General features: G+C 51.3%; 18 protein-coding genes. 10 read left to right on the top strand and 8 right to left on the bottom strand.

Annotation, left to right across the window (positions count from 1 at the left end; all coding sequences use genetic code 11):
• Positions 1 to 77 precede the first annotated feature (77 nt).
• On the top strand, positions 78 to 362 hold the full coding sequence (locus P2H89_RS26775; RefSeq protein WP_275832886.1) for a hypothetical protein: 285 nt from the start codon (positions 78 to 80) through the stop codon (positions 360 to 362).
• A 1,085-nt stretch (positions 363 to 1,447) separates the two neighbouring features.
• On the opposite strand, the gene P2H89_RS26780 is transcribed toward P2H89_RS26775, so the two are convergent.
• Positions 1,448 to 2,506: an SDR family oxidoreductase gene (locus tag P2H89_RS26780; RefSeq protein ID WP_275832888.1), complete on the bottom strand. Its 1,059-nt coding sequence runs from the start codon at positions 2,504 to 2,506 to the stop codon at positions 1,448 to 1,450.
• A gap of 126 nt (positions 2,507 to 2,632) precedes the next feature.
• On the opposite strand from P2H89_RS26780, the gene P2H89_RS26785 reads away from it, so the two are divergent.
• From P2H89_RS26785 to P2H89_RS26800, 4 genes are all read left to right on the top strand, one after another.
• Positions 2,633 to 3,415 carry an AraC family transcriptional regulator gene (locus P2H89_RS26785; protein ID WP_275832890.1) on the top strand — a complete coding sequence of 261 codons (783 nt, stop codon included), beginning with the start codon at positions 2,633 to 2,635 and terminating at the stop codon, positions 3,413 to 3,415.
• A gap of 153 nt (positions 3,416 to 3,568) precedes the next feature.
• Positions 3,569 to 4,594: an Atu2307/SP_0267 family LLM class monooxygenase gene (locus P2H89_RS26790; RefSeq protein WP_275832891.1), complete on the top strand. Its 1,026-nt coding sequence runs from the start codon at positions 3,569 to 3,571 to the stop codon at positions 4,592 to 4,594.
• A 149-nt stretch (positions 4,595 to 4,743) separates the two neighbouring features.
• Complete coding sequence (locus P2H89_RS26795) at positions 4,744 to 5,655, top strand: hypothetical protein (RefSeq protein ID WP_275832893.1); 912 nt, start codon at positions 4,744 to 4,746, stop codon at positions 5,653 to 5,655.
• A 104-nt stretch (positions 5,656 to 5,759) separates the two neighbouring features.
• Positions 5,760 to 6,479: a hypothetical protein gene (locus tag P2H89_RS26800; protein ID WP_275832895.1), complete on the top strand. Its 720-nt coding sequence runs from the start codon at positions 5,760 to 5,762 to the stop codon at positions 6,477 to 6,479.
• Between the two features lie 111 nt (positions 6,480 to 6,590).
• Here the strand turns inward: P2H89_RS26800 and P2H89_RS26805 are convergent, their stop codons facing one another.
• The 6 genes from P2H89_RS26805 to P2H89_RS26830 form a co-directional block, all read right to left on the bottom strand.
• Positions 6,591 to 7,280 (bottom strand): hypothetical protein, encoded by a 690-nt coding sequence (locus P2H89_RS26805; protein ID WP_275832897.1) that lies wholly within the window; start codon positions 7,278 to 7,280, stop codon positions 6,591 to 6,593.
• Positions 7,281 to 7,321: 41 nt separating this feature from the next.
• Positions 7,322 to 8,752 (bottom strand): hypothetical protein, encoded by a 1,431-nt coding sequence (locus P2H89_RS26810; protein WP_275832899.1) that lies wholly within the window; start codon positions 8,750 to 8,752, stop codon positions 7,322 to 7,324.
• 400 nt (positions 8,753 to 9,152) lie between these two features.
• Entirely contained in the window at positions 9,153 to 10,313 is a 1,161-nt protein-coding gene (locus P2H89_RS26815) for a VWA-like domain-containing protein (protein WP_275832901.1), read from the bottom strand.
• A gap of 3 nt (positions 10,314 to 10,316) precedes the next feature.
• On the bottom strand, positions 10,317 to 11,417 hold the full coding sequence (locus tag P2H89_RS26820) for an AAA family ATPase (RefSeq protein WP_275832903.1): 1,101 nt from the start codon (positions 11,415 to 11,417) through the stop codon (positions 10,317 to 10,319).
• Between the two features lie 3 nt (positions 11,418 to 11,420).
• On the bottom strand, positions 11,421 to 12,989 hold the full coding sequence (locus P2H89_RS26825; RefSeq protein ID WP_275832905.1) for a BRCT domain-containing protein: 1,569 nt from the start codon (positions 12,987 to 12,989) through the stop codon (positions 11,421 to 11,423).
• A complete protein-coding gene (locus tag P2H89_RS26830; RefSeq protein ID WP_275832907.1) occupies positions 12,986 to 16,162 on the bottom strand; it encodes a tetratricopeptide repeat protein in 3,177 nt (1,058 codons plus the stop codon). Before P2H89_RS26830 ends, P2H89_RS26825 begins: the two co-directional genes overlap by 4 nt.
• 376 nt (positions 16,163 to 16,538) lie before the next feature.
• Here P2H89_RS26830 and P2H89_RS26835 point away from each other — a divergent pair, with 376 nt between their 5' ends.
• From P2H89_RS26835 to P2H89_RS26855, 5 genes are all read left to right on the top strand, one after another.
• A complete protein-coding gene (locus P2H89_RS26835; RefSeq protein ID WP_275832909.1) occupies positions 16,539 to 16,829 on the top strand; it encodes a hypothetical protein in 291 nt (96 codons plus the stop codon).
• Positions 16,830 to 16,869: 40 nt separating this feature from the next.
• Complete coding sequence (locus P2H89_RS26840; protein ID WP_275832911.1) at positions 16,870 to 18,753, top strand: S8 family serine peptidase; 1,884 nt, start codon at positions 16,870 to 16,872, stop codon at positions 18,751 to 18,753.
• A 65-nt stretch (positions 18,754 to 18,818) separates the two neighbouring features.
• Positions 18,819 to 19,580, top strand: coding sequence for a hypothetical protein (locus tag P2H89_RS26845; RefSeq protein ID WP_275832913.1), 762 nt, complete (start codon positions 18,819 to 18,821; stop codon positions 19,578 to 19,580).
• A gap of 10 nt (positions 19,581 to 19,590) precedes the next feature.
• On the top strand, positions 19,591 to 20,511 hold the full coding sequence (locus tag P2H89_RS26850; protein ID WP_275832916.1) for a hypothetical protein: 921 nt from the start codon (positions 19,591 to 19,593) through the stop codon (positions 20,509 to 20,511).
• 156 nt (positions 20,512 to 20,667) lie between these two features.
• Complete coding sequence (locus P2H89_RS26855) at positions 20,668 to 22,248, top strand: M20/M25/M40 family metallo-hydrolase (RefSeq protein WP_275832918.1); 1,581 nt, start codon at positions 20,668 to 20,670, stop codon at positions 22,246 to 22,248.
• 133 nt (positions 22,249 to 22,381) lie between these two features.
• Here the strand turns inward: P2H89_RS26855 and P2H89_RS26860 are convergent, their stop codons facing one another.
• The gene (locus P2H89_RS26860; RefSeq protein ID WP_275832920.1) at positions 22,382 to 23,227 is read right to left on the bottom strand and encodes a hypothetical protein; all 846 of its coding nucleotides are present in this window, start codon (positions 23,225 to 23,227) and stop codon (positions 22,382 to 22,384) included.
• Positions 23,228 to 23,345 lie beyond the last annotated feature (118 nt).

Consider the following 23,345-nt stretch of genomic DNA (forward strand, 5'->3'; position numbering starts at 1 on the left):
ACCTCCGGTTGACAAGGTGAACCTGTGCCCCAATAGGATTTCACACAATACTGCTTATAATTTTTAAATCACACCTCATGAACAACAAAGCCAAAAAGCAACTGAAGAAAGCGAATCGTTTACAACTGTTAGGAAAGCAGGAAAGGAAGGAACCAATGCTAGTATTGGATGAGTTCTTTTCAAACTATCACCTTATTGATTTACGGACCGATCTATGGGAATGGCTATGCAGCGCTCTCACAAACCCCAGCGGCCCTCACGAAACCGGTCAGGCACGCGGTAATTTGATATTCCTCTATGAGAATATTGGTAAGCTAACAGAAGCTGCCTACCTCCTTCAGAAAAAAGAAGAACGTAAATAATTCATCCAATAAACTATACTCCAATGAACTTCCAAATATCTGTTTCCCGGTACGGGGTTCACCTGTTTAGCACTTCCACCGATAGTAGGTCAACAACCAATTGGCTAATTGAAGTACACACGACATTTCTTGAAAAGTTTCCACCTGAGGAAGGTTTCAAAGTTAGGGTTCGGGCGAGGAATGAAAAGGTCGATACTTTCGAGTTTGCCGACATCGTCAGAATGATTAATGAAGCCAGAGAACATCACAGGTCCGGTCTGCCGATCGAACACTTCTTGCACAAAAAGACCTAAATTGGATGGCTTACATTTTTTTACACGCATGATTACATTTCAAGAAGCCAGAAAAATAGCGGAAGATAGTATCCAAGGAATACCTGAGATGGGAGGATATGGAGCAGTGTTGGACCTCGTAATTGTCGATGAATCAACAATTGAAAAGCCATATGCCTGGATTTTTTCTATACATCCAGAAAGTACTTAGAGACGAAGGAATTTAAATACGCTCTTGGAGGAAATGGTCCACTATTTATTTCAAAAATGGATGGGCAAATTTCCAAATTTCGTACTGGCTTAAGCACTGCACAGAAGATTGACGAATATGAGGAGCTTCATAAGTTTTGGCAGTTACATTTGATGGAAGATGTTTATAGTAATCCTAATCGGGTCCACGATCTAAAGATTGCCCTTCATTTGCCGATGGATGAGGTTGCCGAGTATAAGCTTTCAAAAAGACTCGTGCTCGCCGAGGGATCGTATTCACGGCTATCTACGCTTTTAGATGATCTTAATTGGAAGAAAATAGCAGCGAAGATAATGTTAAGAAACCTGGAATAACGTCAGCTAAACTCTCCAACATGTAATTAAAGCGCTATTCAACAGTTTCCTAAACTAATTGATCCAAAGTTGCAGGGATGGTTCAGTTACAGATAAATAGAATTGTGTCCGCACTGCGGACACAATTCTAAAAACTTGGCGCTTTAGATTGTGCACACACTGCGTTCACAATCCCGAAAACTTGGCTCAATTGCGTCCGCAGGGCGGACGCAATTGGTATAATCCGGGTATTTCAGCGGCAATCCCGCCCTACGGAATCACCTTCCGCTCCCTCAATTCATCAAACAACCTATAAAACATCTCCTCCGTATCCACATACTCGTGAAAGCCCAGGCGCCGCGCCTTGCTGCCATCACCAAAGAAGTCATAATCCCACGAGAACACGAAATCGGCAAACCGCCAGTGCGAAAGCGCGCTATAGTCATGAGGGGCCAGACCATGCTTTGCCTGTATCTCCTGCCACAGCGCTCCTTTATCTGCCATGATCGTATCCAGGTTCATCGGCAGGGGAGGCGCCACCGCCAATCCGAAATAAGCCGCCAGCTTCGGCCACAAGTCGTTCCAGCGAAACAGGTCGCCGTTCGTGATGTTGAAAGCCTGATTGGCCGCAGCAGGAGTAGTTGCAGCCCACACCGTCGCCTTCGCCAGCAAACCCGCATCCGTCATCTCCATCAGCTTGTCATAAGCCCCCGGTTTACCGGGAAACCGCAAAGGCAGCCCCAGCTCTTTCGAAACAGACGCATACACCGCAATGTTCAAAGCCAGGTTCATCGGGTTACCCAACGCCGTGCCGCCCACCACAGAAGGCCTGATGGCCGACCAGCTCCAGCTTTTACCAATCTGTTTCCGCTCCAGGTATTGCTGCTGGTCAACGTTGAACTCCGGCGGCATATGCCCCGCATCACTTTCCTTCGCCGGGGTTTTAAACGGCCCCAGGTGCGCGCCATATACTTTATACCCCTGCATCAGGCTGATGTGTTGCAATCCCTTCGCAACCGGCTCTACGGCCACTACAACATTCACCAACATCGCCAGGTTGGGTGGCACCAGCTCCGCCCAGGTCGCACGGTCCTGGTAAGCCGAATAAAAGATATGCGTCACCCCGGTCAGGTGCGCCAGCCGCTCACGCGTAGCCACCGCATCCAGCAAGTCTACGGCGATATGCTGCAAACGAGGCCCCGCAACACCGCCCTTCCGCGATAAACCGATCACCTCCCAGTTGCCCAACGATAATAAATGTTCAATCAAATTGGTGCCGATCACTCCATTGGCGCCCACCACCAGCGCCGTATGTACGGTAGCATTCATAAATGATAATGTTAAGTTGAAAGCCTGCCAGCGGCAAAGCCGTCATCGATAAATGACAACACAAAGTTGCCAAACGCCCACCCGTAACATTGGTATAATTCCGTGAAGATTTTGTAACTTTCCGACATGAAGCGTTATCATCAGTACCAGCCCTTGCTGGTGTCGGATTTTGAGGCAGACCAATGGCAGCATCCCGAGCACAACCACAATCATTACGAACTCATCTATATCAAAAAGGGTAGGGGCGCCCATGTCATCAATCAATTGTCGCAACGCTATCAGGCAGGAAGTATCTTTCTGTTGGGGCCCGATGATGAACATTACTTCGACATCAGTTCGCCTACTCGGTTCATATACCTGAAGTTTACCGATCCCTATCGTTACAAAGAGATCAGCGGCACCGGCCGCAATTGGCAGCACCTCGAATACCTGATCAAGAGCCGCGAAACCCACCTGGCCGGCTATCAACTCTCCGCCGAGGACCGCCGTATCGCCGGTCATCTCTTCGATACAGTAGCCACCATGAAACACGATACCACCCACAACGAGCAACTCATCTGGCTGCAACTGCTGGCCATCGCCACCATCCTGCAGCGTAATATGCCCGAGTTAAAAGAATTGCCCGGCCGCAGCCAGGATATGCAGGCCATGTACTGTTACCTGCACAAGAATATTTACAGCCCCGAACAATTGCGCGCACCCGCCATCGCAGCGCAGTTCAACATGACAGCCGATTATGTAGGCCCCTACTTCAAGCGCAATACCGGCACCACCCTCCGCGATTATATCCAGGATTACCGCAAAGCACTCATCAACCAGCGCCTCGCCAGCAAACAATACAGCCTCAAAGAGATCGCCGCCGAATTCGGACTCACCGATGAAAGCCACGTGAAGAAATTAGTATCGTAAATGCTGAAATCCGGGTTCGATGCCCCAGAGCCCCCCGCTCCGCTAAAAAGACCTACTTTTATAACAATCTCCTGATTTCGTTGTAATTGTTACATCACCAGGTTGTATTGACGCAACCAATTGACTGATCCTCATAAATTCAAAATAAGAACCATGGAAATAGGCATCGATAGTTTCATCGCTACAGGGGCATATGAAGGCCCTTTGAATCCCCAGGAAAACGTGGCAGCCATGGAAGCCTTGCTATCGAAAATAGAATTTGCCGACCACGCCGGACTTCATGTATTCGGATTGGGCGAACACCATCGAAAGGAGTTCCTGGACGAAGCGCCGGCGGTGATACTCGCAGCCGCAGCAGCCCGCACCAAAAACATACGCCTCACCAGCGCAGTCACCGTTTTGAGTGCTGCCGACCCGGTCCGGGTCTTCCAGGAATATGCAACGCTCGATATCATCTCCAAAGGCCGTGCTGAAATTGTGGCCGGTAGAGGATCGTTTATCGATGCATTTCCTTTGTTTGGATTGAACACGAACGATTATGATGCCCTGTTTGACGAAAAAATACAATTGTTGCTAAATCTCCGCGCCAATGAAACGGTTACCTGGAAAGGGAAGTTCCGTCCTGCATTAAATGCGCAACCGGTATATCCAAGACCTCTGCAGGAGCCGCTTCCCGTATGGATAGGTGTAGGTGGCACGCCGCAGTCCTTTGCACGCGCCGGCACGCTGGGCTTGCCACTGATGGTAGCCGTTATCGGTGGCGAAACACACCGCTTCCGCCAACTGATCGATCTGTACTACCAGGCAGGTGAAATGGCAGGCCATAAGCGCGATAAACTGAAAGTCGGACTGCATTCCCTGGGATTTGTCGCCGAAACAACACAGGATGCAAAAGACATCTATTTTCCCGGATACCAGGAAATGATGGGCAAGATAGGCAAGGAGAGAGGTTGGTCCACGCCCACACGCCCAATGTTCGAAGCACAGGCCGCACCACTGGGCGCTTATGTAGTAGGCAGCCCGGAAGAAGTGGCCGAAAAGATATTGCGGCATAGTGAGGCACTGGGCGGGATATCCAGGTTTACCTTTCAGATGGACAATCCAGGCCTCAGCAAAGAACAGGTCTATAGATCCATCGAACTGATCGGAACCAAAGTGATCCCCCTCATAAATAAGTAGATGTGGGTACTGGAAATCAGGCCGCATTCAGTTCATCTTGCTAAATAAGTACGTTAAACTACGTTTTCCTGCAATTGAGCGTGTTTGATGGAACACTTAATAAAAAGTGCGACTTTTTTCCGTTCTAGTTGGAACTGAAAAAAGTCACCATGGTCGAAATTGAAATAACGCTAAACGTTACAGGCAAAGACGAAGAAAACGATAGATACTTAACGCATGCCATTACAAAAAACGTTCGATCTGCCCACTTACAGACCGCTGCCGTCGAAGACATGGGGGAAGATGCTTGTAGAAGCGTAATCGAAACCGTGCACGTACAGATAGTGGAGGCGAAGAACAAGTTCTCGCCCAATGGTGGCAAACCCGTGAATCTCTACGAAGTCCAATACGCGTTCAAGTTTACGTCCAACGATCATAAAGCCGGGGAGCCCGAAATAGAATTCTCAGAAGGAGATTTCTACCATCAGGCTGTAAAGTTTGAAAGTCTTCATACGCTGATCATTCAATTTGTTAAGGCAACCACAGATGATTGCAGTAGCCGTCCCGAACATTATTGGGCCGATGATGAAACGGTCGTCGGCACAGCAGCCATGCTGGCATTGGTCTATCACGATAAGAAATACATTCCTGACTACATCGCATTTCTACGAAAAAACGACCTCGATCACGAAGTAAATCAGGGAGTAGATATCAATGGCGTTATAAAAAGATATGGCTGGTGTCGGGAAACTGCTTATCTCGCCGCCGCCCGGTCGCTGAGCTGCTATGGGCACCATGGGCGCGATTTCTTTAAAGACCTCCTGCAAACTTCTGAACTGAAGACATTCATAGCCAAAACAGAGAACTTCGAATTATTCTACGAGGGAATAGTGCGGGATTTTAAAGAAAATCACCACCCGCTGTACAAAGGCCATTATTTAGGAGGGCCAAAAGAAGAATATTGGTCTTCCATTGATTACATGGTCGACAACCTCAACCCGCTTTTGAAAGAGGCGCATAAACAGCGCCTGCGGAACGATCTGGAGACTTTTTGGGATGAATACCATAATGGCGAAGGGTAGGTAGCAACCTTCACAGTCAACCGCAACCCTGTAAACTGTTTTGGAAAAATGGCGTAGCTTAATGGGGTAAACTAAGAACGAACAACCCGATCAAACCAACCCCATTGCTCAAACCCACCGAATTTAAACCCTCCTTTTTCTGGTGGATGTCTCTCGTTGCGCTGATAGCCGTACATATCGGATTCGCGAAGACATACCTAGCGCCCGTAACTGCCGGCACCTTCAGCGCACCTGTGGTAGTGTACGTGCATGGGGCATTGGCCTTTGGCTGGATCTTCCTGTATTTTGTACAAACCACGCTGGCTGGTTTTCACCAATACCTGCTTCATGCGATAGTCGGAATAATAGCGCTGCTAACAGCGGTGGGCGCAGCGGTAACGATGCCATCGCTAGGCGTTTACGCGGTGCAGAAAGAATTGAGACAGGGATTGGGAGAAACGGCCGTATCCGGCATAGTGGGCGTATTTACCTCGGCGATCATGTTTCTGGCATTGGTAATAGCGGGAGTCCTGAACCGTGCCTATGGCGCCATCCATAAACGCCTGATGTTACTTGCTACCATAGTTATCCTATGGCCTGCCTGGTTCCGGTTCCGCCATTATTTCCCATCGGTGCCGCGTCCCGATATCTGGTTTGCGGTAGTCCTCGCCGATAGCCTCATCATCATATCCTGGGTATGGGACAAACGTAAAAACGGTTACATCCATCCTTTGTTGAAGTATATAGGCACTGCCATCATCCTCGAACATATCTTTGAGGTCGTCTGCTTCGACAACCCCACTTGGAGAGTAGTGGCGGCAAAACTATACCAGCTTGCAGCTTAGACTTTTAAATAGCTAACACCTCTTATAATCAGCGGTTTGCGATTCTTTTTTGCGCCCATTTGCATAATTCTGCTACTGTGTCCCTATAAAAATATGTAACAGAATTAGGGTCTATAAGCCACTTTCCAACTGCCTCAAATAAATCTTCGTACTCTGCTCATCCTTATTATTCAAGCGCCCCAGGTAATAATGCCCTTCACCAAGTTTGGCGTACTGCGCATCTTTAGAGATCAGGGTAATGCCGGCAATGTTGTTAAGAGAGTCGTATTTCACAGCAACATCGAAGTTTAGGGAGATGGTGTTTACGGTCTTCCTGTATTTGCTGTCGAATGCAATTTGGAAAGTCTCATCCCCTTCGGCGGGTTTACTGCCATCCTCGTTTAGGAGGTCGGTTGTATTTTCGCTTGTTAAAACGGGAGTTCTTGAAATGAGGTCTATACTAAGGTCTCCTTTTACCTGGAAAGTCGAATCGGTATTGTTCAGGACAATCGAAGGCGCTAAATGCAACGAACAGCCTATTTTAGCGTCGCTGCTAATTGATTTAGTGCCTTGCACCATGATAGGGTACTCAAATTCCCTGCCTCGAAAGGTAATGGTCCCGATATCGAACTTGATTTCGTATCCCAGAAGCCCGCCGGAGTTTTTAACAATACCTTCCTGTTCAAAAAACGATAGGTTGGTAGAATATGTGTCTCCTTCACTTTTTAAAGCGATCTCAATGGGCCCCGGCTTTGATACCGTTGACTTGCAGCCCTGCACCGTCACTATGAGCAGGGCAGCTAAATAGGTTAGGGGTTTCATACTCCCTAAGATAATCAATTACCCATATCCGTCACGAATAGTCAAACGGAATCTTTTATTGTATCCGCGCCAGTCAAAATTGCTTCGTCTGCACCTGAATTCCACCACCTTGCCACTGCCTTTTTCCGGCTAATAGCCTGCAAATTCACATCTTCATGAACCTCGAAAGCGACGGAACGCCTCAGTCGCTGGCTCAAACGATCTTCAATCGCCTCCACCGTCTCCAAAGCAAAATCATTACACATAGCAAAACCCGCTGGTGCCACCTCCAAAGCCGGGACTACACCAACATTTTCTCTCAGAAGCTCATCCGCCACCCCAGCGTTCTCTACCGCCCCAAACGCACTTTCCCAGATGGCTTCGGCATACGTATTGATCCGCTCCGCATCCGCCAGCGCCCGCTCCCAAACTTCCTCCGCACTTGCAGGCCCCGTCACCATTTCACACACCTCAACTTCCTCCGCACTTTCAGGCCCCGTCACCATTTCACACACCTCAACTTCCTCCGCACTTTCAAGCCCCGGTACCGCTTCACACAACTCCTCTTTCTCAGCCACCAATGCCTCCCCGGCACACACCTCCACTTCCTCCGGCCCAAAAAACTCCGCACATTCAACCCCGTCGCACATCTCCGTAACGATTTCCACCGGCTCCAAAGCGTTCAAAAAGTCCACTGTGGTCACATCCGCACTACCCACTTGCTCACCCACCGTATCCCCACAAACATCCTGCGGCACCCATTCCATCACCCGTAAAGCGCCACCCTTCACCAGCACCGGCTTCTCCTGCACCAGCTTGTAAAACTCGATCCCAACAATCCATAAACAACCCTGCGCCTGGTCAGTAAGGAATTCCTGTTCTATAGCAAAAGCACCACCCGCTTTACGCCCCATGGCATACAACTCACTATGCACCCGGTTACAGACATATTTCTTCTTATCGAAATCAATGCTCAGCACACACGACACCATCCGATAATGCGTAGCCTTCGCCGGCAGGCATTTCTTCTTCCGCACCCGGAAAGCTGGCATGTTCAATTGCACCTTGCCGCCTTCCACCGAATAGCAATCTGAAATGTTCAAAGGCAGGGCATCATCCAGGTCTAGTTTTTGGTTAAACTCGAACCCTGCTACCAGCGAAAGGTCACCGCAACTGGCTCTCCGGTCCCCCCAGTGATGCTCCATATCCGTTTTAACCACATTATGCATCAGACCATTTACACGACCACACAGCCAGGCGTTGTTCACAGAGTCTATCAGCGAACCGAGGGCATTTCGCATCAGTTGAGCAGCCTTCGTAGCCCGCTTGAAATCCCGGTTGATCCGGCGGGTATTTTCCATCGTATCCTTGTTCGCTACCTGCCAGGGCGTGGCCCCGCCTTTACCCTTCAAAATGTTGCCAAATTCAGTTCTGCAGAAGACCGAATCAAAGGTCATACCGCTCAGTTCAAAAGGTGCGTGAACTTTTGCCATAAAATGGAATTTTAGTGAATGGTGTATCTTAATAAGACGCAGTGTACCACTCAATTCCATACATAAAGTAGAAATATTTTTAATAAATAATTCCAACTTGGTTGCAATCGCCTGGGCCCAGCCCACAGCCAAAGTCAGCCCCCATTTCCCGACTATCACCTGGCCTTTTCCTGCCGCAAGTTTGGTCCATCCCTGAGCCACTCCTCACCAGTCTCCGGGTAAGCAGTGGGCAGCCTTTGAGTACTCCCTGGGGAGGGCTAGCGATCAACTAAGGGAGATATAGCGGAGAACTAACTCGAAAGGGGCGAGATGCAGTGCTAGCGCGGGTTTGTATTGTTTTGAATTGGCAAACGCAGTGCCGGTAAGGGTTTGATCGAAATGTGCCTGGCCGGCAACCGCCTTATTTCATTTTAACCTTCCTGCCGGGCAGAAAGTTCCACGCCGGATCCCCGATGCCGCCGGGCGAAAGTAGCCACAATAGGGGCGCCCTGCTCAACACGGTAGGAGTATTCGCATGACCGTCGGTAAAGTAGATAAGGCCGTCGGGGCGGAAAACCTCGTTGGCATAAACGATAGGAGGGGTGAGGTCGGTACCGCCGCCACCTTTAATGTGCTCCGGCACCTTGCCTTTGTAGGTCCAGATCTGCTGAATGTCGGCGTCACATTCCACGACCAGCACTTCGGCCCCCTGTTTCCAGATATGGTAAACCTCCTGGAAGAAAGCCGCCAGGTCTTCTGCCGAAATACTCCCCGAAGTGTCGATCGCCACCAATAGCCGTTGCTTGCTCCGGATGCGGATGCCCGGCACCGTGCCATATCTTTTGGAGGGTTTCTTTAAAGTGCCTTGCAGGTAGGTCTTCCGGGCGCTGGCTGCAAAAAGCTTGAGCACGCGCTTCCAGCTCACTACCGGCTTAAACCGGTCAATAATTTGTTGAAGGTATTCCTGGATCCCGCCAGGCAGCTTGCCGATCTCGGTGCTGGGCAACCTGCCACAGCTGGCCGTGATCATGTCGTCTACTTGTTGGTTCATTAAATGCTTCAGGGCACTGCTGGAGGAAGGATCCATATGCCAGTGCTGGTGCTCGTCCAGCGCACCGTCGCCGCCATCACCCGGGTTGTTATCAACGCCAGCATCCTCCTGTTGCTGCAAAAGCCGGTAATAAGCCTCGAGCGTTAAATTGGGAGGAAACCCGAATTGTTCAATGGTAAAAGCGTCATAGCTCAATTGGGCTGGCAGTAAGAACTGGTTCACCACCAGGTCGGCCGCCAGATCAAAAATCCGCTTATTGCCAAAGCCATTTCTCCGGAAAGGATGTTTCAAAACAAGGTGCAGCAATTGATGTTTGATAACACCTGTCTTCAGTTCATCGGTCGCCAGGTTCATCCAGTAACCAGGGTTCACCCGCAGGTAAAAGCCCTTCCGGTCATCCCATACGATGGCTATCCTGCATGCCTGTTCCGATAGCTCCCGCTGCAGCAGCGTGCAGATATGGCCGTAGAATGGCTCCCGGATCAACAGCTTGATACTCGCTTTCGTGATATCGTCGCTTACCTTATGCATCCATTACATTTTCAATAGCAGCGATTTACTCAATTGTGGGTCTGCCAGCACCGGTTTCAAAGCCGGGATCTTTAAAATATCCTGCATGGCCGCCATCCGGATATCGTTGGGCATCAGGTCTGTTTTCAGGAACTTTTTGATATTGTCCAGTTCGGCGGCAGAAAGCTTTCGGTCAGTCGCAGCAACATGGTGCAGTAACCGGGTAGTCAAAGTAGAAAGAATATCCAACCGCATAGATCCCTTCATAGACTCCTGCAGCCGGGCTACCACCTCAGTATCGAAATCGCGGGCCTGTAGTATCTCTGCTATAGTGATCATTTTGCCCAGGTTGTGCTGTACGTAGGTGATGAAGGTGGCACTGGTAACAGGGTCCAGACAAGCATTCGCCAGCAACTGCACCAGCGAAAGTTCATCTTGCAATTGAGCAATATGCTGAATATTGTCGAAGAATTGAACCAGCGTTCGCGGAGTACTGCGGTTGCCATTCACCATTTCAGGATAGGTAAGCACGAAGTCGATGCCGCGGTGGTCTACGCCCTGCTTTTCGGCCCACAAAGCCCAGGCTTTTACATCAAACTCCAACGTGATGTGCAGCATCCGCGTGATCATTGCGTCATCCATCGGCGTCACGGAATAATCGCCGCCATCAGGGTTCGCCGTTAATACGATATGCCATTGCGGTGGCAATCGCCACGTAGCCAGCTCATAGTTTTGCAGCAATTGCATGATGCCACGTAGAATGCGGTCATCAGCCCGGTTCACGTCATCGATCAGCAAAATACCAGGCACATCCTCCACAGGCACCCAGGCCGGCGGGGCAAACTGCGTAACGCCATCCTTGATCGCTGGCATACCCAATAGGTCACCCATTTCCTCAAACTGCGCCGGAGCAATATACCTGAACTCATAGTTCAGGTCACGGGCAACAGCACTCACCAGCTCCGTTTTGCCGATGCCGTGTGTACCCCATATACATACCGTTTTCTTTTTTCTTCCCTGTTTGATCCCGGCCATGTTAACGCCCACCACGTGCTCAATGAACCGCGCAACTTCCTGCGCATGGGTCTTGCTGCCGTAAAAAATATAGCCGTTCTGCTGATTCATTGCTTATTGTTTAGGAATTACTTCATAGATGATCTCGCATCCCGCCGGCAGTGTCGCTTCCAGTCTTTGTTTATCAGCATCATCGATCTTTTCCCAGTATTGCGATTGAATGATCATGCTGCGCAAACTCGCCGGCCATTGCGCACCAGCGGGAAATTGGGTATACTGAAGCTGCTGGATCTTCAGGTGCTCAAGCTGCGGAATGGTCAATATGCCCTTTGGAAATTTATCCAGCACACCGAGTTGCAGTTGTCGCAAACTGGTAAGCGATTCCATATTGTCGGGCAGGCCTGTGTGCACATAGTGACGGTTGCTGAGGATCAATACCTCCACCTGGTGCAGTGATGTTAAAACCTCGCCAGGTATCATACAGCCCATCGTTCCCCGGCTGATCAAAATGCGGATAGGCAATGTCGCCAGCAAACCCGGCGTAAATTGATCGATCCTGATCTCCGATAGGTCAAGTGTTTCATCCTCTATCAGCTGCAACATCATTTTACGGCTATTCTCCAGCGATCCGTAAGCGATCAGACTGCTGTAATCACGGTTATGCAGCGCGATTTTCACGACGTCGAGATAACCGCCACTTTCTGCCCATTCAATGAAAGATTGAAAATGGGTATAGACTTCCAGCGTGCCAAGATGCTTATGTGCATTGGCTTCTAAATAGGTAACAACAGGTTCCGGGGCATGCTGCTTGAAGATCTGCTTGGCTTTTCGCTTTAAACCCTTGTCCTGCGTCTTATGATAGAAAAGGAAAAGATCGGTCAGCAACGCCTTGCTCACGCCATTCGTCTTCAACATCTGCAGGGCCAGTTCGGCATTGGAGGCATCGCCACTGTGCAGCATGTCCGCAATATTCTGTCTGGCATCCTTGTTCTCTTCCGTGTCATTCGACAGAAAGAGTTGATCAGCTTTGTTGAGCCATTGATAAAATTGCTGATCGGTCAGGATCGACTTGCCAGCAGGCGCCTTACCGTTCCAGCCAGGCTCCTCTGCAACGATCACGTGCGTCACAGATGCATTCGGTTTGTCGGTCAGCTTCAGTTGCAGGTTGTTCAGCCTTTCCTTGATATCCGAAATGTTGAAAGCCGACGGTTTACCCTGTATACAGATCACAGAACCAGCGGCAATAGAGTCAGGCACAGGCATATTATGCAGCCGCGCCAGGGCAGCACTCCTCACCGCTGGCAACCGGTAATCCAGTGCATCATAGAGCAAAGGATCGGTACAATCCGCAGTGCTGTCAGATTTCAGCAGGTCGAGGTAAAGCTCGGCATGCTCGCGGGAGATCTTTTTGCGCTGATGATCATACAACACCAACGCGGCCACCTGAACATTGGCCGGTTCATTCCGCTCGAAAAAGAAAAAAGTTTCATGGAGTTGAAGCAGCCCGGCCGGCAATGCATCCACCTTGCAGTCGATCAGGTGCAGTTCTTTTAATTGTTTTTGCGTGCCGATGTTGGCAGGCAAACTAATGGTCGAATTCCTGACCACCAGTTTTACAAGATCATCACCTTTCAAAAGGTCGTCGGGCAAACCGTCTGTATGCTGAAGTAGTAAAGTTCTCATATATAATGCTCATTGTTAAAATGTCCATACATCGTAATGTCTGTATTCGGCAAAAGCCCGCGGAGCGCCGTAAACTGCTCCTCCAGGTCACTGCTCAGTATCAGCCTTGTCAATTGCTGCAATTGGCCTATGCTGTGCGGTATCGAACCTTCACAATCAATGTCGAGCCTTTCCAGCGATAGGAGCCCGGACAATACAGCGGGGAACGCATCGAACTGGTTTCTCCGGGCATAGTTTACTTCATAGGTCATCCTGCTGCTGCTCGCCACCAATACTTTGAGCTGCTGTAGCTTCGGGAGAGAGGAAGGCAGGCTTGTTAGCATCGTGTCTTTCACTGCCAATACCTCGAGGGCCGCCAGTTCCGTAATCACCTCCGGGAAATTACCAAGACCGTTGCCGGTTAGGTCCAACACCCGCAGGCACTGCAGTGATTTGATCGAAGGCGGGATCGCTGTTATTTGTTGCGTCGATTGCGGCCGCGAAATATTCAAACACAATACTTCCAGTTGCGGGAGGGAACAGATCTCCTCAGGGAACTGCTTGAACGAACAATCGGTGAGGATCAACTTGCGCAAGGTCGTTAGCTGCGCAAAGCCGGCCGGTAGTTTATTGATCTTGCAGGCAGTGAGATTCAGTTCTTCCAGCGCCGGAAGTTGTAAAACCGCAGCAGGGATTTCCTTGATCTTCGTATGCTGCAGGCTCAGCTTTTTGATGCTTGAAAAGCCTGCCAGTTCATCCGGGAAGAACATAATAGGATATCGCTCTCCATCGAAGTTCAACGCGCCGTCTTTCGTGATCATGTGTTCGAGGGCTTCGGTCTTCATCCAGGACTCGCCATGTTCAAATAAGTAGGCAACCGCTCTCGGCGATTGAATATGGGTGGTACGCCGGAAGATGGCATAAGCCAATCGCACCGGGTCCATGCCAGCTTTTGCCGACAGGTTATCAAGATATTCCTGAATGGTTTTCTCGCCAGCGGTCGACATACCATACTTGCCCGCCAAAGCAGCCTGCAAAGCCGCACTGCCCGTTTGTTTGAGCAGGATCTGGATCAGCTTTTTTTGTTCTTTGTCATCCGAGAACTGGAAAGCCACGAACAATTCTTCATGCCAGTCGCCGCTACATCCTAACTCCCTGATCAACTCGAGCGCTATGTCAACATTGGTAGGCGACGTGCTCAACAGCAACATCCGAACCTGTTCTTTAACATAAGGAACCGCTTCTTTTAATGCTTGCGCCGAAGGGGCAGTGGCGCCCTGCAGCAACGCTTCAGTAAGCAGTTGAGCCTTGCCCTGCAAGATCTCCGCAGGCAGGTCGCCCGGCTTTTCGCCGGTCAGCACATGGGTTGTTGTAGCCGTAATTTTCGAAACCACCCTGGCGCCCATATCCTTCACTTGAGCCTTGATGTCGGCAGTGGCAGCATTGAACTTGCCCGCCACCAACACTTCGGAACCGGCGCCGACCGGAACAATAGAAGCCTGCGCCTTCAACCATCCGTTCAGCCACACAAGAGCGTTACTGCGTAGCATGCCCACCTTCGAATTCAAAGCAGTCAACAGCTGTTCAATCTGGGCATGCTGTTGCAGGTAGGCATCAGATTGCTGCAGCAAGGCCAGGTACACAGCCAATGTTCTTCGGTCGGTCTTATTTAATAGCGCCTCCCGGAATAACTGCTCGGCCTCCGTGCTAGGAAAACCATTCTTCTTAAGAATAATGCCGCCCCAGGCCAGTGTAGGCAACAACGCAATTTCCGGTGGCAGGTAAGGCAGTTGCGCATTATCGGTGATCGTTAAGCTCTTCAATTGCAGCATACCTTCCCCTAATTGCGGAAGGCTTTTCAGCGCGGTATTTGTAAAGGTCAGTTCCCGCAGGTTATACAGGCTGCCGATCTCATCACTACAGCGCTCGATGGCAGTGTTCCTGATTTCGAGCGTCGTCAACGAACGCAGACTGGCAATCTCATCAGGTATATGAGTTATTTTAAGGTTATTCAAAGTGAGAGAAAAGGAGCCGGCGATCTGCAAACCCGATAGGAAGGCGGGAAAGGCCGATTGGTTCTTCATCTCAAGTCGAACATGGTACAGCTCCAGCTGGTTGAGTGAGGCGGGCAGATCAACAAGGGGGTTATCCCGGATATGCAATTCTTTCAGTTTCTTCAGTTGCCCGATCTCCTCGCAGAGGTGCTTCAGACCATAATTGCTGTTGATCTCGATCTTGGCAAGGTTAGAGGCCCGCGCAATCAGCGGCGTCAAGGTGTCTCCTTTGAGTTTCTTATTGGTATACAACGTATCAATGCAATGAAACCGGTACGAAGCATCGTCGAAAGCCTCCGGCTCGATGCTCTCGCATCGGCTATAGCGATAGTCCTTCAGGTTCTTGATAAGCTGCGCAAAAGCCGGCAACGACCGTACGCATTCAATATCAGCCTCAGTTTCCATTCTCTTCACCCGTTCAGAACTGGTATAGCCATTCTGTACCGCTTTCTCCACCCATTCCATGGTCTCGGCCTGCAGACCTTGCTGGCCATACAAACAGGCCATATTGTAATAGGCAGCAGGCTCTTCCGGGAAGCGTTTGATCCCTTCCAGTAAAAGGGCTTTGGCTTCCTCTCTTTTACCGTTGCCCATGTGCACGATAGCCAGGTTGTTGAAAGTCCATTGATCAGTAGGTCCAAGTGCAAGGGCTTTTTCATACAACGGTTCAGCGTCACTAAGCCTGTTCATTTTGTGGAGGGTGAACCCCCATTTGAAATAACAGCGCCACAAATCGGTATGCCCGGTGCGCGTTCCTGCCTCCGCTGCCCGCTCAAAAAAAGGCAGCGATTCTTTCGTGTCTACATGCAGCAGAGCGGCCTGCCAGTAGCCGTCATAGCTATCTGCCCTTAAATAGTATTGAAGTGCTTTTTCTTTATTTTTCAGTTCAGCATAGCAACAGCCCAGCTCATAGGCTGTAGCGGGTAAACCCTGTTCCAGCATGGAAGCGGCTGCCTGATAGTCCTTGCAGCGCAGCAATAGAGCGCCATATAGGGTCGCAATAGCACTTGCCTTGTCCGGAAACCGCTGCAAAGCCGCTTCACCATATTGTCGGCCTTTTACAAGATGGTTTAGATCGAGGCATTTTTCGATGGCGGAAATGGTTTCCTCGTAAGAGAGTTCGGAATGAATGGGTTGCATAGCTTGTTTAAACGCATAAATGAGATATCTCTTTTGGCGCCACAGCGCCAACTAGCTTAAACTGCCGTATTGTTAGATTGAAGCGTATAAATTGATGGCTAACCAGCCTCGGTGAATTCTATGACTTTCTGCCCTTTTCCTTCGTTGTCCCGACGTTTGTCGGTATTGCCTCGCTGCTCTTCATGCCTTACTTCCCCTCGCTGCCTTTCTCCCCTCGTTGCCTCAATGCCTCGTTGCCTTGATGCCTTTCCAAAAGGGGTGTTTTCACCTTAGCTCAACCCTCACCGGCACAGTATCTTGCTGCTGATTCAGGTCAGGAGGCCGCCACCCGGGAATGGAAATTGATGGTACGATCCTTGAGCAGAAATTGGAGACCATGTATCAGGCAATCATCACGGAAACATTTCGCCAGCTGTTGCAACACCAACAGGGAAGCCTTGAAAGCCACCGCGCAGCAGGCACCGTTGCTGATCCCTTGCTCGATCTCATCCAACAGGGCATCGTACACCTCGAGCCCGTATTCCCCGGCTCCACCGATGCACAATTACGCCGACACTATAAAGTATCACTGTCTCATCAGTTATCACCTGCCGAAATAGAACAAGTAAGATCCAATCCTGCATTCGAAAGCTTTTATGAAAAGCCAGCCGATGAACTACCCATGTAAACACCGGGTCAAACCAAACATTCATCCTTAAAAAGAAATTATGGCAAAAGCAAAAAGTGCCGCTCCGGCAGGAGCTGGTAACGACAATGATTTGCGCGAACTGATCGTGCTCATGAACAGCGAGTCAGCCGTCGTCGCATCCCGCGAATCCTTCACCTCCCGCAGCGGAACCGATACCTCTCCCCTCAACGCATTGCTCAGTGGCGTTGGAGCCACCCTTACACCACTCTTTGGCAGCGAAAGCCGCCTCCCCACCGTCCGCGAAGGGCAGTTTGCCCCCAGCGCCGAAGCAGTGGCCGATCTCATCGGCTATTACGCCGTCAACACCACGGCCGATAAAGAACAGCTCGCCAAACAACTCCGCAAAGATCCCAACGTGGAAGCAGCCTACGTGAAACCTCCCGCCGAACCACCCATCATCCGGGAAGATATAGCCCCGCCCATCGGTGGCGATACACCACCCGCCACACCCGATTTCAATGCCCGCCAGATCTACCTCGATGCCGCACCCGCAGGTATCGACGCCCGTTATGCCTGGACGCTCCCCGGCGGTAAAGGCGATGGCGTACGCGTCATCGACATCGAAGGCGCCTGGCGCTTCTCACACGAAGACCTCATCGCCAACCAGGGGGGTGTCATCGCCGGCACACCAAGTGCCGATATCGGCTGGCGCAACCACGGCACCGCAGTCGTGGGAGAGTTTGGAGGAGATGAAAATAGCTTCGGCGTTACCGGCATTTGCCCCAACGCCAATGTACGCGCCATCTCCATCTTCAATGCAGCCGGCGGCGCCAACAGCGCCAACGCTATCCGCCAGGCAGCCGACGCACTCAGCGCAGGCGATATCATCCTGATCGAATTACACCGGCCCGGACCCGCACTCGCTTTCGCCGGCCGCGCCGATCAACGCGGTTATATAGCCGTAGAATGGTGGCCCGACGACTTCGCCGCCATCCGCTATGCCATCTCGCGCGGCGTAATCGTAGTAGAAGCTGCCGGCAATGGGGCCGAAAACTTCGATACCCCCATCTATAATACCCGTCCGGCGGGATTCCCGGCCAGCTGGACCAACCCCTTCAACATGGCCAACCCGCAAAGCGGCGCCGTCATCGTAGGGGCAGGGGCACCACCGCCCGGAACCCACGGTCGCAACCATGGTGTGGACCGCAGCCGGCTCGACTTCTCCAACTTCGGTGCCCGCGTCGATGTACAGGGGTGGGGCAGGGAAGTAACCACCTGCGGTTACGGCGACCTGCAGGGAGGCCCCAACGAAGACTTCTGGTATACCGATACCTTCAGCGGCACCTCCAGCGCATCACCGATCGTAGTGGGAGCCCTGGGTAGTATACAAGGCCGCCTGCGTGCACGCAGCAAGCCGCTGCTTACACCCGCCACCGCACAAACGCTGTTGCGCAATACCGGTTCGGTGCAACAGGATAATCCCGGCCGTCCTGCCACCCAGCGCATCGGCAACCGGCCCAATCTCCGCCAGGCTTTCGAGAACCTGGGCGTAGGTGGCGTCGCAAAAACAACCGTCAAGGACCTCAAAGACATACGCAAAGAAGTAAAGGAAATACGCAAAGAACTCATCAAGGAAACCAAAGAGGTCATCAAGGAGATCCGGAAGGATACCAAAGAATTGAAGGAGTTCACCAAAGACATCAAGGAAAAGGAATTCAAAGAACACAAAGAGTTTCGGGAAGTAGGAGGCATCGACGTAAGGCCCACCCAGTCGCCCGACGCACCCGATGCCGAAGCGCGTCTGCAAAACCTGGAGAGTGCCATAGAGATGCTCACGCACTTCATCACCACCGAACTCCGGCCCGATCTGCAGCAGGCCCTCTTCAATAATCCCGACGATCCGGAGAAGAACGCAGCCGATAGCAAACAGGCCAAAGACCATAAAGACACCCGGGAAGTATAACGCACCATACACCCAATAACAGGATAGCACACCCTCGCTATCCTGTTATACTATTCCAACCCACCATGATATTGCTGTTACAAAATACCAACGACCGCCCCGCTACCTGGCTGCACCAACAGCTCGCAGCCCGGGGCGTTTATGTAGTGCAGGTAACTGTCGATGAAATACTCACCAGCAAACAGTTCTCCCTGCAAATGATCGAAGGCCAGTACCGTTCAGCCATCACCCTGCAGCGTGGACTGGTCATCGAAAGCGAAAAGGTACAGGCAGTCATCAACCGCATCCAATACTTGCCGGCGTTATTCGAAAGCACCTTTAAAAAGCAGGATGCAGAATATGTAAACCAGGAGTGGTATGCCATGCTGCTGAGTTGGTTACATAGCCTGCAGCCAAAGGTATTGTTCAATGAAGCCGCACCTACCGGCATGGCAGGCGAACGCTACAACAACCAGGAGTGGATGATGATGGCGGCCAAAGCAGGATTCTCAGTACTACCGTATTGGCACGACCACCGCCAGGGCGAAACGATCGATGCAGCTCCGGTCGAAGAAGCAAGGATACAATCATTGATCGCATACGACGGAGCGATATTCCCGGCCAGCCCACACGAACCCTTACCTGCATCCCTTACCGCGCCCGTACATGACCTGCAACGCCAGGCCGGTGCTCAGCTACTGGGACTGCAATTGCTCGTTACACCCAACGATACTTATTTCATATCGGCCACAACGTTTCCCATCCTCAGCGAAGGCGGCAAAGCATTGGTTAGTCGCATACGGCAAACCATTCAGCAAAAACAAACGATCACCCATCCTGTCAGCTAAACTGAAAATTATGGTCTTACTATGCGGCATACCAACCGACGGCCCGATGGAAAACATAGTCGATACACTCGAAGAGGCAAGCATACCGTATCTGCTGCTCAATCAGCTCGATTATACGCCCTTGTACATAACCTACCAGTTACGCAAAGGAAAATGCGAAGGGGAGATTGCGATCGGACCCAGATCCTGTACCCTGGAAGAAATAACCGGCGTGTACAACCGCGTGGCAGATGTGCAGGTACTCCGAGAGCATGGCAAACTGCCCAACAAGGAAGAGCGCAGCCACCAGGTGGTTCGCGCACACGAAACGCTCATGAGCTGGATCTCCATCACCACCGCCAGGGTGTTGAACCAGCACCGCGCCATGGCCAGCAATACCGCCAAGCCCTATCAAATGATGCTCATAGAAAAGTATGGCTTCAAAACACCGCCATCCATCATTACCAACGACCCTGCCGAGGTCGAAGCTTACCGTCATCAATGGGGCCGACTCATCTACAAAAGCGCCAGCGGCGTCAGAAGCATCGTGCAGGAGTTTACACCCGGCGTGGCAGCACAGTTGAAGCAGATCAGGTCATGCCCCACCTTATTCCAGCAATTGCTCGAAGGCACCAACATCAGGGTGCACGTAGTAGGGGAGCAGGTATTTGCCACGGAAATAGATACCAATCGCCTCGATTATCGCTATGCACACAAACAGGGCGGACAAACGCACCTCGCGGCCATCCAGCTACCCCCAAAGATTGAAGCGCAATGCCTGGCCCTGTCAAAATGGTTGCAGTTGCCATTGGTCGGCATCGACCTTCTGCGCACGCACGATGACCAGTGGTATTGCTTCGAAGCCAACCCCAGTCCGGGATTCAGTTATTATGAAAACCACACCGGCCAACCCATTGCCGCCGCCGTAGCCCATTACCTCGCCGGCTACTAAACAAGCCGCCACCCCCGCTGTTACCCCGCCCTTCGTGTACATTACTGCCACTCCGGGCTCCATTCATCACGTTTTATACAAAATATCTCCTTGCCCTGCCTCCCCAACAGCAGGAAAGCAGTACATTTCCCGTCCAACCAATAAATTAAAAGTTTCATGAGAAAACTACTGTTCTCCTGTTCAGCAATGCTGGCAGCCTTCATGACGTTCGCCCAGGACGAAAAACTGGACGAAGCCATGGTGCAGAAGATCCGCACAGAAGGGCTCAGCAATTCCAAAGTAATGGACATTGTCTTTTATCTCACCGAAGTGAGTGGCCCCCGCCTCAACAACTCACCCGGTTACATGCGCGCCGCCAATTGGGCTAAGTCCGAGCTCACCAAATATGGCACGGCCGACGCCCGCCTCGAACCCTGGGGCGATTGGGGCAAAGGATGGGAACTGGAAAAGTCATACGTAGCCATGACAGCGCCTTACTACCGCCCGCTCATCGCCTTTCCAAAGACCTGGACCTCCAGCACCAAAGGCCTTAAGAGCGCCGAAGTGATACTCTTAACCGTAAAAGACTCCACCGATCTCGAAAAATACAAAGGCAAACTGAAAGGCAAGCTCCTGCTCGTGCCCCGTACAGATACGCTGAAGCCAACCTATAAATCCGATGGCAGCCGCCATACCGACGAAGAGCTCGCGAAAATGGCAGCCTGGACACCACAGCCTGCAGGCAATGCAGGTGGCCGTTCCGGTGGTCCCGGTGGCCCCGGTGGTCGTGGCAACTTCGCAGCCGCAGCAGCCCTGCAGGCAAAGATCCGTGACCTGGCCAAAGCCGAAGGCGCCGTAGCCCTGCTCAGCACCAGCCCTCGTGGCCGCGATGGTACCCTGTTCGTACAAGGTGGTGGCGCCTATGCAGGCAACACGCCCGAGAACTTCCTCGATATCATGCTCGCCTTCGAAGATTATATGTCGCTCCAACGTCTGGTGGCAGCCGGAATACCCGTTAAGATCGACGTCGACGTAAAGTCGAAGTTCTACACCGCCGATCTCAAAGGTTACAATGTAGTAGCGGAGATCAAAGGCACCGATCCCAAACTGAAAGATGAGCTCATCATGCTCGGCGGTCACCTCGACTCCTGGCATGGATCCGTAGGCGCTACCGACAATGCAGCTGGCTGCGCCGTAATGATGGAAGCAGTACGCATCCTCAAAGCGCTGGGCGTACAGCCTCGCCGCACCATCCGCATTGCATTATGGGGTGGGGAAGAGCAGGGCCTCCATGGATCGCGTAACTATGTACGCAACCACTTCACCGATACCACTACCCGCCGTTTTAATGTGGAAGGAGATAAGGTCTCTGCCTATTTTAATCTCGACAATGGAACAGGTAAAGTGCGTGGGGTGTATCTTCAGGGTAACGAAGGCGTGAAACCGATCTTTGCAAAATGGCTCGAGCCATTCAAAGACCTTGGAGCAGCCACGGTGACATTGCAGAACACAGGCGGCACCGATCACCTCTCATTCGACGGCATCGGGTTACCCGGCTTCCAGTTCATCCAGGACGAAATAGAATACAATACCCGTACGCACCATACCAATATGGATTCATACGATCACCTCCAGGCCGACGACCTCAAGCAGGCAGCCACCGTGATCGCATCCTTCGTGTACCACGCAGCTCAGCGCGACGAAAAACTGCCGCGCAAACCAGCTACGCAAGGCACACAGGGCCGTCAGGGATTCTAAAAGATGAAGTAGGTCTATAGAGTAAAACGCAACAAAAATGCCCCGCTGGCTCGCCAGTCGGGGCATTTGTCTTTATAGTGTTTTAGCTCGTTCTCTTCTCTTGTCCCGACGAATATCGGGATTGCCTCGGCACCTACCTCAAATACTTAAACTTCACCACCGCACTCTTCTGCTCACTCGACGACAGCCTCACCTCGTAGCGTTTCTTGCCCGCCGTGATCACCATCAGCGAAGTGTTGGGCGGAATACGGCCCAGGTTCTCGGCATACATCATTAGCTCATACTCCATATTGGGGAAAGCGCTGAACTGCACCGTGAGCGGTTTATCCGTCAGGCGCTTCTTGTGCAGTAGTAAAGTATTGTTCAGGAAGATGCTCACCGTGTCGTCATCGATCTCGGCATTGTCATACAACTCGATCTTGATATTCGACGTGTCGATCGTCAGTGTCTGCACCACCTCCTTTTCCCGGTTCTGCAACTTCAGGTTTTGTTGCAGTTTCAGCAGCGAATCGTTTTGAAAGATGTCTACCGGAAACGTCGGGATCGATTCCCGGTTCAGCGTGATCTTGCCCGGAGGGCACGCGGTATTGTTCCCCATCTCATGCCCCTGCCAGTCGCCTAGTAAAGCTTCCTGCGCCCCGTTCTTCGACCATATCAGGTCGTAGATCTTGATGCAGGGAATGCAATTCGCCGGTACACTGTATTGCAGCACCGCACTTTCAGTGATCACCATGCGCTTGTTCAGTGGATTGTATTTGCCGGTAAAGTTTACTTTGGTGAATTGTTTGTCGTTCACATAGCTATAGGCATTGCCCATCATCGAAGTTTCATTCGACCAGGTAATGTGCAATTCAAGAAAGTATTCCGGAAAACACCCTTGTGACCCCTGCGTACGTTTGCCACGCCAGATGCCGGTCAGGGATTGCGCAGTCAGCGAACAGCTGAAAAGAACCAGGAACGAAAGGAGAAGAAGACGCATCGGGGGATTTTAATGGAAATTAAGAACAAGTCACAACCAGACAACACAAATTTATGTGAACGGTACCAGTATCCGGCAAACAAAAGCCCGGTAGCATCATGCACCGGGCCCTTGCGTA

The organism is Paraflavitalea sp. CAU 1676, assembly GCF_029223285.1.
Lineage (GTDB): Bacteria > Bacteroidota > Bacteroidia > Chitinophagales > Chitinophagaceae > Paraflavitalea.

What these genes read in the sequence shown, in the direction of transcription:
- P2H89_RS26775 (WP_275832886.1), top strand. Translation starts at nt 78, where the DNA reads ATGAACAACAAAGCCAAAAAGCAACTGAAGAAAGCGAATCGTTTACAA.
- P2H89_RS26780 (WP_275832888.1), bottom strand. Translation starts at nt 2,506, where the DNA reads ATGAATGCTACCGTACATACGGCGCTGGTGGTGGGCGCCAATGGAGTG.
- P2H89_RS26785 (WP_275832890.1), top strand. Translation starts at nt 2,633, where the DNA reads ATGAAGCGTTATCATCAGTACCAGCCCTTGCTGGTGTCGGATTTTGAG.
- P2H89_RS26790 (WP_275832891.1), top strand. Translation starts at nt 3,569, where the DNA reads ATGGAAATAGGCATCGATAGTTTCATCGCTACAGGGGCATATGAAGGC.
- P2H89_RS26795 (WP_275832893.1), top strand. Translation starts at nt 4,744, where the DNA reads ATGGTCGAAATTGAAATAACGCTAAACGTTACAGGCAAAGACGAAGAA.
- P2H89_RS26805 (WP_275832897.1), bottom strand. Translation starts at nt 7,280, where the DNA reads ATGAAACCCCTAACCTATTTAGCTGCCCTGCTCATAGTGACGGTGCAG.
- P2H89_RS26810 (WP_275832899.1), bottom strand. Translation starts at nt 8,752, where the DNA reads ATGGCAAAAGTTCACGCACCTTTTGAACTGAGCGGTATGACCTTTGAT.
- P2H89_RS26815 (WP_275832901.1), bottom strand. Translation starts at nt 10,313, where the DNA reads ATGCATAAGGTAAGCGACGATATCACGAAAGCGAGTATCAAGCTGTTG.
- P2H89_RS26820 (WP_275832903.1), bottom strand. Translation starts at nt 11,417, where the DNA reads ATGAATCAGCAGAACGGCTATATTTTTTACGGCAGCAAGACCCATGCG.
- P2H89_RS26825 (WP_275832905.1), bottom strand. Translation starts at nt 12,989, where the DNA reads ATGAGAACTTTACTACTTCAGCATACAGACGGTTTGCCCGACGACCTT.
- P2H89_RS26830 (WP_275832907.1), bottom strand. Translation starts at nt 16,162, where the DNA reads ATGCAACCCATTCATTCCGAACTCTCTTACGAGGAAACCATTTCCGCC.
- P2H89_RS26835 (WP_275832909.1), top strand. Translation starts at nt 16,539, where the DNA reads ATGTATCAGGCAATCATCACGGAAACATTTCGCCAGCTGTTGCAACAC.
- P2H89_RS26840 (WP_275832911.1), top strand. Translation starts at nt 16,870, where the DNA reads ATGGCAAAAGCAAAAAGTGCCGCTCCGGCAGGAGCTGGTAACGACAAT.
- P2H89_RS26845 (WP_275832913.1), top strand. Translation starts at nt 18,819, where the DNA reads ATGATATTGCTGTTACAAAATACCAACGACCGCCCCGCTACCTGGCTG.
- P2H89_RS26850 (WP_275832916.1), top strand. Translation starts at nt 19,591, where the DNA reads ATGGTCTTACTATGCGGCATACCAACCGACGGCCCGATGGAAAACATA.
- P2H89_RS26855 (WP_275832918.1), top strand. Translation starts at nt 20,668, where the DNA reads ATGAGAAAACTACTGTTCTCCTGTTCAGCAATGCTGGCAGCCTTCATG.
- P2H89_RS26860 (WP_275832920.1), bottom strand. Translation starts at nt 23,227, where the DNA reads ATGCGTCTTCTTCTCCTTTCGTTCCTGGTTCTTTTCAGCTGTTCGCTG.